18 protein-coding genes and 8 tRNA genes are annotated in these 15,110 nt (G+C 36.6%); 1 reads left to right on the forward strand and 25 read right to left on the reverse strand.

The annotated features are described in order from the left end of the window. Window position 1: 1 nt before the first annotated feature. The 6 genes from OCL94_RS05625 to OCL94_RS05650 form a co-directional block, all read right to left on the reverse strand. A complete protein-coding gene (locus OCL94_RS05625; protein WP_262995453.1) occupies window positions 2-982 on the reverse strand; it encodes an enolase C-terminal domain-like protein in 981 nt (326 codons plus the stop codon). After that, entirely contained in the window at window positions 963-2,360 is a 1,398-nt protein-coding gene (gene menE, locus OCL94_RS05630) for an o-succinylbenzoate--CoA ligase (protein ID WP_262995455.1), read from the reverse strand. The genes OCL94_RS05625 and menE overlap by 20 nt, the downstream gene beginning before the upstream one ends. A 170-nt stretch (window positions 2,361-2,530) precedes the next feature. After that, window positions 2,531-3,352 carry a 1,4-dihydroxy-2-naphthoyl-CoA synthase gene (menB, locus tag OCL94_RS05635; protein WP_262995695.1) on the reverse strand — a complete coding sequence of 274 codons (822 nt, stop codon included), beginning with the start codon at window positions 3,350-3,352 and terminating at the stop codon, window positions 2,531-2,533. Continuing rightward, a complete protein-coding gene (gene menH / locus OCL94_RS05640) occupies window positions 3,342-4,136 on the reverse strand; it encodes a 2-succinyl-6-hydroxy-2,4-cyclohexadiene-1-carboxylate synthase (protein ID WP_262995457.1) in 795 nt (264 codons plus the stop codon). The genes menB and menH overlap by 11 nt, the downstream gene beginning before the upstream one ends. Further along, on the reverse strand, window positions 4,123-5,787 hold the full coding sequence (gene menD / locus OCL94_RS05645) for a 2-succinyl-5-enolpyruvyl-6-hydroxy-3-cyclohexene-1-carboxylic-acid synthase (RefSeq protein WP_262995459.1): 1,665 nt from the start codon (window positions 5,785-5,787) through the stop codon (window positions 4,123-4,125). Before menD ends, menH begins: the two co-directional genes overlap by 14 nt. Before the next feature lies 1 nt (window position 5,788). Next, window positions 5,789-7,084 carry an isochorismate synthase gene (locus tag OCL94_RS05650; RefSeq protein WP_262995461.1) on the reverse strand — a complete coding sequence of 432 codons (1,296 nt, stop codon included), beginning with the start codon at window positions 7,082-7,084 and terminating at the stop codon, window positions 5,789-5,791. Between the two features lie 143 nt (window positions 7,085-7,227). On the opposite strand from OCL94_RS05650, the gene OCL94_RS05655 reads away from it, so the two are divergent. Then, window positions 7,228-8,148, forward strand: coding sequence for a 1,4-dihydroxy-2-naphthoate polyprenyltransferase (locus OCL94_RS05655; RefSeq protein ID WP_262995463.1), 921 nt, complete (start codon window positions 7,228-7,230; stop codon window positions 8,146-8,148). Window positions 8,149-8,238: 90 nt separating this feature from the next. On the opposite strand, the gene OCL94_RS05660 is transcribed toward OCL94_RS05655, so the two are convergent. The 19 genes from OCL94_RS05660 to OCL94_RS05755 all read right to left on the reverse strand — a co-directional run bounded on the left by OCL94_RS05660 (window position 8,239) and on the right by OCL94_RS05755 (window position 15,097). Further along, a complete protein-coding gene (locus OCL94_RS05660; protein ID WP_262995465.1) occupies window positions 8,239-8,499 on the reverse strand; it encodes a hypothetical protein in 261 nt (86 codons plus the stop codon). Window positions 8,500-8,512: 13 nt separating this feature from the next. Then, window positions 8,513-8,980 carry a PH domain-containing protein gene (locus OCL94_RS05665; protein WP_262995467.1) on the reverse strand — a complete coding sequence of 156 codons (468 nt, stop codon included), beginning with the start codon at window positions 8,978-8,980 and terminating at the stop codon, window positions 8,513-8,515. A gap of 185 nt (window positions 8,981-9,165) precedes the next feature. Continuing rightward, window positions 9,166-9,254, reverse strand: a tRNA-Ser gene (locus OCL94_RS05670). A 48-nt stretch (window positions 9,255-9,302) separates the two neighbouring features. Next, a tRNA-Glu gene (locus OCL94_RS05675) sits at window positions 9,303-9,374 on the reverse strand. A gap of 5 nt (window positions 9,375-9,379) precedes the next feature. Next, window positions 9,380-9,454 (reverse strand) — tRNA-Asn (locus OCL94_RS05680). Between the two features lie 4 nt (window positions 9,455-9,458). Then, window positions 9,459-9,532: transfer RNA gene (locus OCL94_RS05685), tRNA-Gly, on the reverse strand. A gap of 9 nt (window positions 9,533-9,541) precedes the next feature. Continuing rightward, window positions 9,542-9,617: transfer RNA gene (locus OCL94_RS05690), tRNA-His, on the reverse strand. Between the two features lie 19 nt (window positions 9,618-9,636). Continuing rightward, a tRNA-Phe gene (locus tag OCL94_RS05695) sits at window positions 9,637-9,709 on the reverse strand. Between the two features lie 4 nt (window positions 9,710-9,713). Further along, window positions 9,714-9,789 (reverse strand) — tRNA-Asp (locus OCL94_RS05700). 7 nt (window positions 9,790-9,796) lie between these two features. Continuing rightward, window positions 9,797-9,870: transfer RNA gene (locus OCL94_RS05705), tRNA-Met, on the reverse strand. A 712-nt stretch (window positions 9,871-10,582) separates the two neighbouring features. After that, window positions 10,583-11,503 (reverse strand): ketopantoate reductase family protein, encoded by a 921-nt coding sequence (locus tag OCL94_RS05710; RefSeq protein ID WP_262995469.1) that lies wholly within the window; start codon window positions 11,501-11,503, stop codon window positions 10,583-10,585. A 424-nt stretch (window positions 11,504-11,927) separates the two neighbouring features. Beyond that, a complete protein-coding gene (locus tag OCL94_RS05715; RefSeq protein ID WP_262995471.1) occupies window positions 11,928-12,149 on the reverse strand; it encodes a hypothetical protein in 222 nt (73 codons plus the stop codon). 140 nt (window positions 12,150-12,289) lie between these two features. Further along, a complete protein-coding gene (locus OCL94_RS05720) occupies window positions 12,290-12,427 on the reverse strand; it encodes a hypothetical protein (protein WP_262995472.1) in 138 nt (45 codons plus the stop codon). Between the two features lie 107 nt (window positions 12,428-12,534). Continuing rightward, on the reverse strand, window positions 12,535-13,032 hold the full coding sequence (locus OCL94_RS05725) for a CHAP domain-containing protein (protein ID WP_262995475.1): 498 nt from the start codon (window positions 13,030-13,032) through the stop codon (window positions 12,535-12,537). Continuing rightward, entirely contained in the window at window positions 13,029-13,844 is an 816-nt protein-coding gene (locus OCL94_RS13220; RefSeq protein ID WP_317618545.1) for a LysM peptidoglycan-binding domain-containing protein, read from the reverse strand. The genes OCL94_RS05725 and OCL94_RS13220 overlap by 4 nt, the downstream gene beginning before the upstream one ends. Further along, window positions 13,837-14,130, reverse strand: coding sequence for a phage holin (locus OCL94_RS05740; RefSeq protein WP_262995477.1), 294 nt, complete (start codon window positions 14,128-14,130; stop codon window positions 13,837-13,839). Before OCL94_RS05740 ends, OCL94_RS13220 begins: the two co-directional genes overlap by 8 nt. Before the next feature lie 37 nt (window positions 14,131-14,167). Continuing rightward, window positions 14,168-14,611: a hypothetical protein gene (locus OCL94_RS05745; RefSeq protein ID WP_262995479.1), complete on the reverse strand. Its 444-nt coding sequence runs from the start codon at window positions 14,609-14,611 to the stop codon at window positions 14,168-14,170. Continuing rightward, complete coding sequence (locus OCL94_RS05750; protein WP_262995480.1) at window positions 14,611-14,901, reverse strand: hypothetical protein; 291 nt, start codon at window positions 14,899-14,901, stop codon at window positions 14,611-14,613. Before OCL94_RS05750 ends, OCL94_RS05745 begins: the two co-directional genes overlap by 1 nt. 67 nt (window positions 14,902-14,968) lie before the next feature. Further along, on the reverse strand, window positions 14,969-15,097 hold the full coding sequence (locus OCL94_RS05755) for a hypothetical protein (protein WP_262995482.1): 129 nt from the start codon (window positions 15,095-15,097) through the stop codon (window positions 14,969-14,971). Between the last annotated feature and the right edge of the window lie 13 nt (window positions 15,098-15,110).

Genomic DNA, 15,110 nt, shown 5'->3' on the forward strand with positions numbered 1-15,110 from the left:
ATTATGCATAACTTGCTATCAACGTAAGTCGATCGCGATTCACTTTCGGAACGGATAAATGTAACTGTGCATCGATGATTGATTCATCGTATAGCGAATAATCATCATTGAAGTAAGTACCCTTCGGCGTGACGTCGGGCACTGTTTTAAATTGTGCCCCGAGCATTGCTGTATAATATTTGCTCACTCCAAATTCATACATCCCCCCTGAAACGAATTGCATATCTGGAAATGCAGTTTGCAATTGTAACGCACGTGTTACCCCACCTAATCGACAATATTTAATGACCGCAGTCTTTACACCCACTTCATAATGATTGTGAATCGCCTGCATATCGGTCGCACTTTCATCAATTGCTAACGGAACATGAGGAAAGGCGCGATGCATTGCTTCGTAATGGTTAAGTTTACGAAATGGCTGTTCAATATATTGAATGTGATACTGACTTAACGAATTCAATAGCTGAAAATGTGACGCATCTAATAATCCATTCGCATCAATAACGATTTGTACTGAACTTTGCGCACGGATTGACTGGACTTGTTGCACGATATTTTGATGCATTTTTAATTTTACACGTGCAGCATCAGGATGAATGTGTGTCGCATCATGGTGCAGCGTCTGCCCAATTGGAATCATTAATGGCTTTAATGCGTGCGTATATTGATAATATACGACATCGAAACAACTGCTCGCGTTCGGATACTTCATGTCTAAATAGCGATATAACGAATCGATATTCGAAATGACTTTACCTTTTATCTGATGGAAGATTTGTATTACTTTCTCGAATACAATATCTATCGTTTCATAATGATACCAGGGCGTTTCGAAACTGTTGATTTCAGCAAAGTATTCCTGCTCATCAATTACCATCCCTACAACTAATACTTTACGTGAATGCATCGTAATGAGATTGCTCTTAATAGGTGTGTTAAACGGCGCTTCATATGTGTAACAATTAAGCTTTGTAATCTTCATTGATAAACATTTCCTTACATTGATGTCGTGATATTTTTCCGTTAGCCGTTCGCTTTAATGCTGACACACGCACATTACGTTTCGGGTGTTTATATTTAGCGATATGCTGCGTTAATACTGCTTCAATTTGTTCATTCATATCCGTATCCGCTTCATATAAACAGATGGGCACACTCCCCCATGCTTTATCCTGTAACCCAATGACACAAGCTGCCTTAACAGCAGTTTGATTTAATATCACTTGTTCAATTTCAGATGGATAAATATTCTCCCCACCTGAAATAATTAAATCTTTACGGCGATCCAGTATATATAAATAGTCGTTATCGATATAACCGATATCACCGGTTAAAAAGAACTCATCCACGAACGCTTCATCATTTACATTATCCGGATATAAATAACCGGTCATTACATTTGCACCGCGAACACCGATTTCTCCGATGCCTTCATGTGCATTAAAGATTTGAATATCGTTTGTAATACGACCAACGCTTTTCGGATATTGTGCAATATCGTCAGGCGTTGCAGTAATCATTTGCGAGCATGTTTCAGTCATTCCAAATGATGTATAAATCGGCAACCCAATCGCGCGCGCTTTACTCAATAACCGTTCGTCCAGTTTCGCACCACCGATTAATATACCTTCCAGTGTATATCGGGCGTTCAATCCATTGTTTAATAATCGTTCCAGCGTTTGCGGAACGAGTGAGATATGCGTAATATTTTTTTCCTGGATATCATTGATGATCTTTTGTGCGTCGAATTTGTTGTGGAGTACGACTGTACAACCTTCTATTACAGCTCTTAACAATATACTTAAACCACTAATATGAAAGAGCGGCAGCACATTTAACCAAATCGATTGTTGTGTGTAAACGAATGTCTTCTTACAGTTATCTGCACTTGCAATATGATTTCGATAGCGTTGAGGTACAGCTTTCTGTACGCCAGTTGTACCTGATGTAAACATAATCGACAATATATCGTTTGGAAGATTGTCCTCTGGTGAATTTAATTGCTCAGATAAATTATTTATTATGTTTGATTTAGCGTGTGTGCTGATCGTTTGAAATTGACGATCGGATAAGAGTATTGATGTATCTACAGACGCCATTTGTTGTTTTATTTCTGTTTCAGTTAAATGTTTATTAATCATGACCAGTTCAATGCCTGCAAGTATTGCACCGTGAATTATGAAACAATCGTTTAATGTGTTTTCTGCCTGCAGAGCAATACGTGCTACCTTCAGCTGATTAAGTTGATATGCAACTTGCAGCGCAGTTTCATATAACGTGCGATATGTAATCGTCTGATCTTGATAAATGATTGCAATTTTAGATGGTAATTGCGCTGCTGTTTCTTTTAACCACTGCATACGTTCACGTCCTATTATTGTAATACTATTATCATATCAAAAATGTAGTAGAAATTGTGGTGAAACAGTTTAAACGATGCCGGATAGTCGCAGTATCCGGCATCGTTTATAAAAATAATTGATTAAAATCAAAAATAGAGCCACCAGTAATGGTGACTCGACAAGCATTCTTATGGGAATTTAGGGAACTGATCGAAGTTCGGCTGACGTTTTTCTTTAAATGCGTCACGACCTTCTTTCGCTTCATCACTTGTGTAGTAAAGTAATGTTGCGTCACCAGCGAATTGTTGTAAACCAGCTAATCCATCAGTATCAGCGTTCATCGCAGCTTTTAAGAAACGTAATGCTGTTGGAGAGTGTTGTAACATCTCTTTACACCATTGCACAGTTTCATCTTCAATTTTATCTAAAGGTACAACTGTATTTACTAAGCCCATATCTAATGCTTCTTGTGCATCATATTGACGGCATAAGTACCAGATTTCACGAGCTTTCTTGTGTCCAACGATGCGTGCTAAATAGCCTGACCCGTAACCTGCATCAAATGAACCTACTTTAGGTCCTGTTTGACCGAAACGTGCATTATCAGCTGCGATTGTTAAGTCACATACGATGTGTAATACGTGTCCACCACCGATAGCATAACCACGTACCATTGCTACTACTGGTTTAGGAATGACACGAATTAAACGTTGTAAGTCTAATACGTTTAAACGTGGAATATTGTCATCACCAACGTAACCACCGTGGCCACGTACTTTCTGGTCTCCACCTGAACAGAATGCTAAGTCGCCTTCACCCGTTAAGATGATTGCACCGATGCGTTGATCGTCACGCGCACGAGAGAATGCATCGATCATTTCCATTACAGTGTTCGGCGTAAACGCATTACGTACTTCTGGACGATTGATTGTAATTTTAGCGATACCTTCGAAATATTCATATTTAATTTCTTTATACTCTTTTAATGTTTCCCAGACTCTAGTCATGATTTTCCTCCTTGATAAACGATACTATTATTGTATCAAACATTTTTAAATTCTCCACATGAATTGTATGACCTGCATCAATTATTACGTGCGCTGCCTGTGGTAATTGTTCAGCCATTCGCTTCGCAATCGCTTCAAACTTCGTATCTAAACAACCGGTTAGTAATAATACAGGTTTATTGAAGTTATTGAGCATCGGCCATAAATTCTGTTGCCTGCCTGTACCATATTCTCTTAATGCTTTCGCAATACCTCGAGCATGATGGTTCATTCTAATGTGACGCTGACGCAATGACTGTGTAGTTGTCAAAGGTTCAAATGTATTAAATAGCGATAACTGTTCCCATGCATCGATGAAGTCTTCGAAATTTGTTTCAATTTGTTTACTTCTTCTCTCATCCTGTTCAATGCGACTGTGCCTTAACGCTTCATCTTCAATCCCTGGTGTCGCACTTTCTAGTATAAGTTTATCTATTTGCTCAGGATAATGTAACACGGTATATAAAGCGATGCGTCCCCCCATAGAATAGCCATATAAAGTTATCGAATCATATTGTGAACGCAGTGATGCGAGCTTAAGACTTAAAGCTTTCGCAATATGATCAAACGACCATACTTCATTGTTGTCAAAATTTTCACCGTGACCCGGACATTCAACGAGCAGTACATCCATATGAGGTATCAGCTTATCTTTCGCGAGTTCAAATGAATCGATACTCCCTAGAAATCCGTGCAGCATAACGATTAAATGAGATTGATGCTGCTGATACAGTTTATAGTTCAGCATTCAGTTTCACCTTTAAATCATTGAGCAATTGTTGATGTGCTTTTAAATTTTCTTCGCGGTCAGAAGTGATTTCGATAATATGGCCTGACGCTTTAGGTAATGTAATTTCATCGAATACATTAAATTTCTTATATTTAAAGTCATATAACGTTGCTGTCTGTTCAAAATCTAAATCGAGCGGCGTACCAAACAAACGTTCAAAATGCGCTTTATCTTCATATTGTGGTAAATAACTGAATATACCACCACCATTATTATTCATTACGACGATATTAATTTGATGTTTATGTTCATTTGAAGATAATTTATCCATAATCAGACCATTCATATCATGATAGAAAGAAATATCACCGATAATGAGCGTCACTTTCTTATGTCGTGCCATACCGAGCGCGGTACTTACGACGCCATCAATGCCATTCGCACCTCTGTTACAATAAGGTTGACCTTCAAAGTGCGTAAAGAAAGTATCACAGTCTCTTATTGGCATACTATTACCTAAGAACACAACGTCATCCTGCTGTAATTGCTTAAAGATTTGATACGTTGCGCTGCCTTCATCACGCACTGTTTGTGCATGCTGCATAATATGATTAATAACAACATCATTAATCGTTTGCCAGAATTTAATCCACGCCTGATTATTCACCGGTTTCTCTTCCGCAACTTGTCTGAAGAAATCATTTGCTGTGATTTCAATAAATAAATCCGGTACTTTCGGGAATGTATAAGGCTGTACTCTAGGTTGTACTAGGATTTGTGGCGCATCACTCGCTTTAATCCACTGATTTATCGCTTTCGATACGACCGCATTGCCGACACGAATAATATAGCCAGGCGTAATAGATTTCAATACTTTAAACAGACTATCTCCCGTCGTAACGACATTCGGATGCTTTAAATGACGTATTTGACTCAGTGGATCTGCAATAATCGGCACATTATGAATTGTCGAGAAGATGAGCATTTGCGTTAAGTCTTCCTGCTGACAATCACCAGCAATAATTACACCATTCTGCCTGCTAATAATACCTTTCACCGTGTTCACATCAAACGCCTTCTGATAACTTACTTGTACTTTCGGCTCAACCGTTAACATCCCTTGCAGTGCAGCATCAGGCATTAACGGTTCTCTGAATGGAATGTTAAAGTGAACAGGCCCTTTCATCGGTCCACTTAAAAATGTACTCGCCTGCATCATTACTGCATCAATGAACTGAAGCGTTTCTGAAGCATCATCAGCAATCGGAAAATCACGTTCATATTGTACGAAATTACGATACATCCCAACTTGATTAATCGCTTGCGGTGCACCAACATTTCTTAGTTCATGTGGTCGGTCACTCGTAATCACAACAAGTGGCATATTGCTAATAAAGCATTCTGAAACTGCCGGTACATAATTGCTCGCCGCAGTCCCTGACGTACAAAGAATCGCAACGGGTCTATTCGTCGCTTTCATTAAACCTAATGCATAAAAAGCAGCACTGCGTTCATCCGGATGTATATACGTCGTCATCTCTGGATGCAGTTCACATGCAATCGCTATCGGTGTTGAACGTGAGCCTGGTGATATAACAATTTCATGAATCCCATAATCATATAACGATTTCACAAAATGAAATACTTGTTTCGTTAATGCATCATTCATTTTAAATTACCCCTAACATTTCTAACATCGGTTTAAATTTAATTTCTGTTTCATGTACTTCACTTTCAACTACACTTGATTTGACGATACCACAACCTGCATATAATATCGCTGTGTTGTCCTCGATAATCATTGAGCGTATCGCCACGATAAATTCACCAGCATCATTTAAATCAACATACCCTAAAGGCGCACCGTATAAGCCACGTCCTTCATTTGCCTGTTGCAGAAAAGTCATTGCAGCCTGTTTCGGGAAACCACCGAGTGCTGGCGTTGGATGTAAACTTTCTGTTACTTCAAGTAAACCACCGCGGTTAAGCTTTGCTTTAATCGGTGTATATAGATGATACACATATTGATTTTCTAATATATCAGGTTCGTTGTTGAATTGAATATTTTCTGTAAATGGTGCAAGGTCTGCCTGAATACTGCGCACAACGATATTGTGTTCATATAAGTTCTTGTCATCATTTAATAGTATTGATGCCGCATTGTGCACATCTTTACCGATCGTACCGGCAATGGCGTTCGTTTGAAGGACACCGTCTTGTACTGCAACGAGCTGTTCCGGTGTCTTTGTGATAAATGTTTGTTCTCCCGATTCTATTAATGCGAAATAACTCACTTCATCATTATTTAACGCTTGTTGAACAAAGGATTGTGCATTGATTGGCTGCTGCATCGTTATTTTACGTTTACGAGATAAGACGACTTTGTCCAGTTTATCGTCACGCATCATAGCAATTGCTTCATGCGCGTTCATTTGAAATAAATCTAAATCTATATCTTCAACGTGTTGTGGCTGATTAACCGGTACACCACTAACGGTATGATGACGTAGTGTATGCATTAAATGTGTAATATCAATATCCTGATCTACGCAAATTAATGACGCTTTTCCGTCAACTTCCATAAACTGCAATTTCGGAATAACAAAATGACTTTTGTGAAAAGCATGGAAGTTTGGACTGTCATTATTATCAAATTGAAAGCCACCAAATAACTTTAAGTCACCAATAGTTCCGTTACCTGTATATTGCGCTGTGCTAAGTATCTCTTTAAATTGCGTTTCAACGTATACTGGTTGAATTGACGCATGCGTAATCGTAGCACGATGTCCTATGCCGATTAGTTTGAAAGATTTGTCTTTATTAATGAAGATGTAACGCTCTCCTTTTACATCTTTGAAATAATCCATAATAACAGCTGCATCGACCGAAAAATCTAAATCAAACTGTTCAATTTTTTCTATTTTATTTATGCTTAAATTACGATATAAACCTTGATTGTCCGGCACATTCTACACTTCTTTCACTACAAAATAATATACTTATTATTTTAACATTATTCATCGTCCAGTGGATAAATTATGATGGATTTGTTGACGCTTCGCATGATTAAATATAAAATTTATACATTAAGAATAAAAGAGGTATAACTATGTCTGAACATTTACAATCACATTCTGGTATTGCAAAATACTATCATTTAATGCGTCCGCACACTTTAACGGCAAGCTTCGTACCGGTTCTCGTCGGGACAGCATGCGCTAAATATTTCACAAATATCCGTATCGATTTGCTCATTATGATGCTCATTGCGTGTTTATTAATCCAGGCCGCAACGAATATGTTTAATGAATACTTTGATTACAAACGTGGATTAGACGATCATACATCTGTCGGGATTGGCGGTGCAATCGTACGTAACGGGATGCAACCGAAAGCAGTGTATAACTTAGCGATTGCGTTCTATATTGTTGCAGCACTCATCGGACTTTATATTTGTGCGAATTCTTCCTGGTTGATTCTGTTAGTCGGGATTGTATGTATGGCAGTAGGTTATTTATATACAGGTGGCCCATTCCCAATCTCATGGACACCCTTTGGAGAAATCTTTGCCGGATTCTTTATGGGCTTTGTTATTATTATGATTACGTTCTATATTCAAGTAGGCCACTTAGAATGGTATCCTGCTATTATGTCTATTCCAGTATCGATTAATATCGGCATGATTAATATGGCAAATAATATCCGAGATCGTGTTAAAGATAAAGCAAGCGGTAGAAAGACGTATGTTATTCTGGTTGGCAAATCAGTTGCCATTTTAACGATGGCGTTATTATATTTAATCAGCTTTTTAATTGTGCTGTACACTGTATTCTTTAAACCATATGGCTCACCGTTTTTATTATTAATCTTGCTCAGCTTTAACTTACCGATTAAGGCTGTTAACCGTTTCTTAAAAGGCGATACGCCAATCGAGTTAATGCCTGCGATGAAAGTGACTGGTCAGTTTAATACTGTATTCGGTTTCTTATTTGCATTAGGATTATATTTAGCTGCGTTAACTGCAATTTAACGAAATGATATAACCCCGAATGACTTTATGATAGAAAGTCATCCGGGGTTTTGATTTGTATAGTTTTAAAGTAGCTTTAAAATAATTCTATTATGCGTGTTTAAAAAACTCTTTTAATCTCTCTACAACAATTTGAGCATCTTCTGGTGTCACATCATGTACGCCAGATTGCGTTAAATCGATGACATAACTTTTCGCATCATAATTAACGTCGATTGTAGTACCATTTGCTTGATAACTCGCTGGTTCTACTTCCTGAACTTTATCCTGTTCAAAATGTTCGCGGTAATCAGCACCAAATTGTCCTAGCTTTAATTCTGCATAAGTTACTAATTTATCAATATTCGCCATCGTATTGCCCCCTTTATAATGTTTCAGACATTTTTATTCTAATAAATTCTACAATCTTAGGCAAGTCATCGCTTTTTATCATTCTCACTGTTACAGATTTATCGCTTAACTTTTTGCGTTTATGCTTGATGTAAAGTTCTCCAAACTCACCTTCCGTATTCATTTTAAAGTCAACATCGACAAACTTGTCATATGCGATAACATCATAATAAATGCGTTTTGATTTTACTTTACTATGCACTAACACGAGACGATCCTGTAACATAATGAACAGGCCATGCTGATTTAAGTTGATATGACTATACGTGGCGAATTGAATCATTTCTTTATTCTTTATGTCTTTACAAATGACTTTCAATAATTTAATAAAGAAGCGACGTTCTGATTTTTTTATTCTTTTAAATATTTTTGAGAAACGTTTATATCGCACTGGATAATTAATTTCTGATAACACGTTACGTGTTGATACTTTAACTTTCATTTGACCACCTTATCGCTTCAGCTTTCTTTTTATATTATGCTAACTTATAAACATTATACATGCTTTTGTTATTAAAAAATAGTGAATTAATATTTTTTTATTGTCATTCATTCTCTTTTTACTTTGAAATTTTATATTAAAAAAACTATCTATTGTCATTAATAACAATAGATAGTTCATCGTAGCGGATCGTGAGAGATTCGAACTCTCGAAACGCTTGTGGCGTTTACACACTTTCCAGGCGTGCTCCTTCGGCCAACTCGGACAACGATCCATAAAATTGTATAAAAAAATCAGAAGCGATATTTCACTTCTGATTATATGACCCCTACGGGATTCGAACCCGTGTTACCGCCGTGAAAGGGCGGTGTCTTAACCGCTTGACCAAGGGGCCTTAAATGGCTCCACAGGTAGGACTCGAACCTACGACCGATCGGTTAACAGCCGATAGCTCTACCACTGAGCTACTGTGGAATAATGGAGCGGGTGATCGGAATCGAACCGACAACATCAGCTTGGAAGGCTGAGGTTTTACCACTAAACTACACCCGCGTTAATCAATGGGGCGACTGATGGGAATCGAACCCACGAATGTCGGAACCACAATCCGATGCGTTAACCACTTCGCCACAATCGCCAAACTTATTTAAAAAAGATGGCTCAGGACGGAATCGAACCGCCGACACAAGGATTTTCAATCCTTTGCTCTACCGACTGAGCTACTGAGCCAAAATGGCGGTCCCGACGGGAATCGAACCCGCGATCTCCTGCGTGACAGGCAGGCATGTTAACCGCTACACCACGGGACCACTTTAATTGCGGGAGGCGGATTTGAACCACCGACCTTCGGGTTATGAGCCCGACGAGCTACCAGACTGCTCCATCCCGCGTTAATAATAATTTCTCTCTCAAAAAGAGTACTTTTAAAATATATCATTTTAAGATTGTGAACGCAACATTAAAAAAGTGTAAATTTGTTCTATAGAGGCGGATTTCTTACGAATGTTGTATAAAAGGATGGTTTTTAAGCGACGTTTGTATTTATGAATATAGCATAGGAGGGGTTTGTTGTTTATGAGCTAGCGGTATTTTACGTTTGTCGCTAGCTCGATTGTGTTTCGGGAATGTTTTTGGGTTGAGCTAGCGATATTTTGCATTTGTCGCTAGCTCGATTGTGTTTAGGATATATTTTTGGCTTGAGCTAGCGGTATTTTGCGTTTGTCGCTAGCTCGATTGTGTTTCCAGAATGTTTTGGGGTTAAGCTATCGATATTTTACGTTTGTCGCTAGCTCGATTGTGTTTCCGGAATGTTTTTGGGTTGAGCTAGCGATATTTTGTATTTGTCGCTAGCTCGATTGTGTTTAGGATATATTTTTGGCTTGAGCTAGCGATATTTTGCGTTTGTCGCTAGCTCGATTGTGTTTCGGGAATATTTTTGGATTGAGCTAGCGGTATTTTACGTTTGTCGCTAGCTCGATTCAAAATACATACACGTTTTATATCTTCATTATTACTATTAAATGGTTGCGCTATTACATACATTTCGTAACCATAAAAAAGTCAGACATATCCAATCATGTCTGACTCAATATTGATATTACATTACTTTTCAATTTGATGTACTAAATGCGTTAATATATCACAATACGGTGTTTCAATACCCGCTTCATCACCGAAACGGCTTACTGCACCAGTTAAGAAATCTACTTCTGTCTTACGACCATTATGAATATCCTGAGTCATTGAAGGATAATGTAAACCAACGACATCTGGTGAGTACATTTTATGGAATTTATCCATCGTTGCATCTAAATCTAATTTAGCACCTTTTGTTGCGCCAACTGCGATAATTTCTTTAACAAGCGGAATGAGCATTTCATCTGCTTTTTCATATGCACCGAATTCACCAATACGTTTATCTGTCACAGAGCAATACGTATTAAAACAGCAATTCACTAACGCTTTGTTCCAGATTGTAGTCACGATATCATTACTAATCACACCATTTAATTGTGCTTGATCTAATATCACTTTTAAATTTTCAATAAATGCATCCATGTGCCCATCCGGATAGCCGAATTCAATATTACCAGAACCTTCAAGAATCAATTCACCCGGTCCTTTTAATCCTGCAGACCACATCGTCACAGCAAGGATAACTTGTTCATGATTTAATTTCTTCAGTAACATATCACCATGCCCTAACCCATTCATGAGTGACATGACTTTCGTATCATCCGTTATAACACCTTGAGCTATTAAGTTATCGATCGTTTCTTCGGCAGTTAATGCTTTTGTAAGTAAGATGACTAAATCAACCGGCTCTTTATAGTTATCCATAAATTCAGCTTTCACTTTGTGATTTGTTTGCTCACCGTAAGCATTTACTGTAATACCGTTGTGATTCATTGCATCCACATGTTCCTGCCATTTATCTAACAACACAACATCCTGACCGCTTTCTGTTAAATATAAACCAACTCGACCACCCATAGCACCTGCACCAGCAATTGCAATCTTCATAAACATCCTCCTCACATCTTATATTATCTACTTATATTTTATCATAATCCGCGATATATTGTTAATCATTTCACATACTTGGATATTAAAAAATCCACCTCACTTAAAAAGTCAGGTGAAAATTATAGTGTCCAAAATTTATATACCATAATAGACAAAAAACCTCGTTACATCACTAGCTTGAACAACTAGGATAAACGAGGTTTAATTCTTTAACGGAGATGGAGTCCATTAACTAAGTGTCATAACTAATCATAATACGTCATAACGATTGATATAACAGCGTTTATAATCATAATGAATAATAATAAGTTATAGCGGTTTGACACTTCTTTGACACGTAAGTGACGCTCAATCATTTTTTTTATCTTATTGCAAAAGATTTTTAATTTTAAAATAGAGTTATTTTCTACGTGAAATAGCTCTATTTTTTATTTTTTTCAAGCTCTTCTTGATACTTACATAGTTTTTCAGCTGTTTCTAATCTGAGTTTACCTATATCTCTTTGCCCTAATCTTAATCTACTTATTATTGCTCTAGATACACCAGTTTTATCTTCAATTTCATTTCCTGGTATATCACTCTCTAATAATTTAATAATTTCATTTCTCATAAATTTACATGGATAATCTTCTGTTTTAGCCATAAATAAAATATAGTATCGACAAAATTAATACTGTAATACCAATTAAATAGTTTAAAGCTGTCAATGTTCTTAATTTTTTTAAATTTGTCATTTTAGCATCTCCATTCTATAATAGAGGTAGAGGGCTTTCGCCCCTACCGTTAGTTTAATAACATCTTAATAGCTGTTATTATTGCCGATATGCCAAGAGTGTAGTTTCTGAATGCCTCACTCTTGGTTTTTTGTGTTTCTGCTTTGATTTTTTCAATCTCTGCATTTGTCTTTCGAAGATTATCCATGTTTATCACCTCCATGTATATAATATATCATATTTGTAACCACTTGGCAACATTTATTTTAAAAAATATTACCCTCACACTAATAATTTTAATGTGAGGGTATTAAATTATTTATAAATTGGTCGTATGAACCACATTTCAGTTTCGTAAGGGTGTGAACGTTTTGTCGCTTTCTCTGTTAATGTACGTCCTCCACCTTCCCAATTCTGTTCTACTACTACAATCATATTTAAGTTCGCACTTAAAACGACTGCTGTATGTCCCCATGATTTACCGTCTTTATCAACACCGAAACCTTTACCCCAAACAACTATGTCTCCTGCTTCAGCTAAGAATTCAGGAGTATTTTTATACACAATTGCTTTTCCATCAAAGTTATTTGAAAATGGTATGTTAATAGCACCTTCTCCATCTAACGCAGCTTGAAACAACCTAAACCAATACATGCTTACTAGATCGAAACATTGCCATCCAAAATACCCGTCAAAATCATATCCGTTGCCAATTAAACTTCTCGCATACTTAACCGCTTCAGATTTAGTTAATAAACATTGTGTGATTGATGGTTTTGACGGCGCCTTCTTAACAGTCGGCGCCGATGTCACTTTTTTACTTTTAGCACGTCTCCAGGCTTAATTATCGAATTATCTTTTAAACCGTTTAATTTTTTGAGTTCATCTAATTTTAGATTGTACTTTTTAGCAATACCCCAAAGCCCATCCCCCTTTTTTACAATGTAAGTTGATGAATCAACTTTTACTGGAGTCTTTGGCGTAACTTTAACTTGTGACTTCTTTGTCTGAGATGTAGTTGTCTCACCAATCATTTTAACTTTTGTACTGTCACCTTTATATAATGCTGCAACGTACTCTTTTAATTTATTAAAAATGTCATTCCATGTCACAGTTACACCTAATTCTTTACCGCGACTTCGAATATATGGCATTGGGTCGACATGGTCAGTATATCCTCTAAATTTAGAAACAGCTTCGTGTGTAAAAACTGTACCATCACCATCATCTGTACCGTCATAAACTTCAATATCGTACCAATACATCTGATATGCAAAATAAAAAATCCATCTATCAATTGATTTAAGAAATCTATCTTTAGTATGTTCATGAACTAATTCAGCTTGAATAGCATATGAATTAATTCCAGGACCTGCTCCCCAACATAGATAATCAGTATTTGCAGTTTCAACAATCTTATCAGCATTTGCCCAACCGTGTACGAATGCATTATTAAAGTTTCTTGACATATAATTAATTTCACCGTCTATTGTACTATTGTCATTACCTGTATCATGCATGACGATACAATCTGCCAACCCATTTGATGTAGCGTATGTGTATTGTGGTAACCCTTTTACATGTTGTGTAATTATTTCGTATTTCATTTTTGCATTTTTACTCATTGCTATTACCTCCATATAATTTATGCGATTCATTTGGATCGGTTGGATATTCTTTAGACATTGATTTATCACTATCATTAAGGCCGGACACTGTTGGGTCATTTACAATACCGATAGCGACCAAAATACTAACTACAGTAGTTGCAATTAAAACAATCTTTTGAACTGTATCAGAATAATCAACTCCAAAAAGATTCGTGATTTGATTAATAAACATAGCTATTAATCCAATCAAACTTATAAGTGTTGTTTTACTCTGAAATCGTAATTTCCAATTTATTTTCATATCATTACCTCCATAAAAATAGCGTTAGGACATAGCCTTAACGCTTTAATGATTCGCAATCATTTAATCCATTGCGCTCCTTTATTCTGTTCGCTTTTTCTTCTTCAGTAATATCGATTAATTTAAGTAAGTCCATGAATAGCCAAATAGATACTAAACTCAACACACCGAATGCAATATTCGGATAATTGATCAAAAACGATGCATTGATAAACATGTAATAAATCATACCTATTAAATGAACAATCGTGATTATTCCGTATTTCCTTGTAAATAAATTAATCAAATAAAGTATCGATACTGCTAAACTAATCCAAGCTAAATTCTGTTGCGTTCCAACCATTCCGATATATGTTTTATAAATTTGACCAGACTTACCTCGCGTTGCTGCAAATAACTCTGGCTCTACAGATAATGTGAACCAAACATACAGACTAAACAACATCACAAATATTTCGTTATATTTCGGACTTCTCATCATTAAATCACTCCCAGCTTATTCAAGATGTACCCTACAACGCCGCCAACAACTGTAGTAAGTAATGTTTTTTTGATTGTCTTGCTTAATTCTTTGTTACTTTCAATGATTGCTTTTGCATCTCCAAATTCTTCATTTAACTTTCTGAAATCCTCTTCTACTTTTGTAATTCTCTCTTCGTTTTTTTCACTTCTTTTATTAATGTCATCAATACTTGTGTCTATATAATTTAAAACAGCAACCCAAGCGTCAGTTGACATGTTCTCTACTTTATTTATAAATCTTTTAATCACACAAACATCACTTCCTTAAGTTAATAAAAAAGACACCTCAATAATGAGATGTCTTCAATCTTATTCACTACATTGCTAACTCAGGCACATCCCAATCAACAAGTAACTGTTTTACTTGAGGCTTTAAGCTTTCTGGGCAACGGCTAAAAGTATACTTTCCTTCTAAAATTCTATTTGCAATTAATAAAGCTAACATATTATCACTTCCT

Origin of the sequence: Macrococcus capreoli (assembly GCF_025628935.1) — a bacterium.
Taxonomy (GTDB): Bacteria; Bacillota; Bacilli; order Staphylococcales; family Staphylococcaceae; genus Macrococcoides; species Macrococcoides capreoli.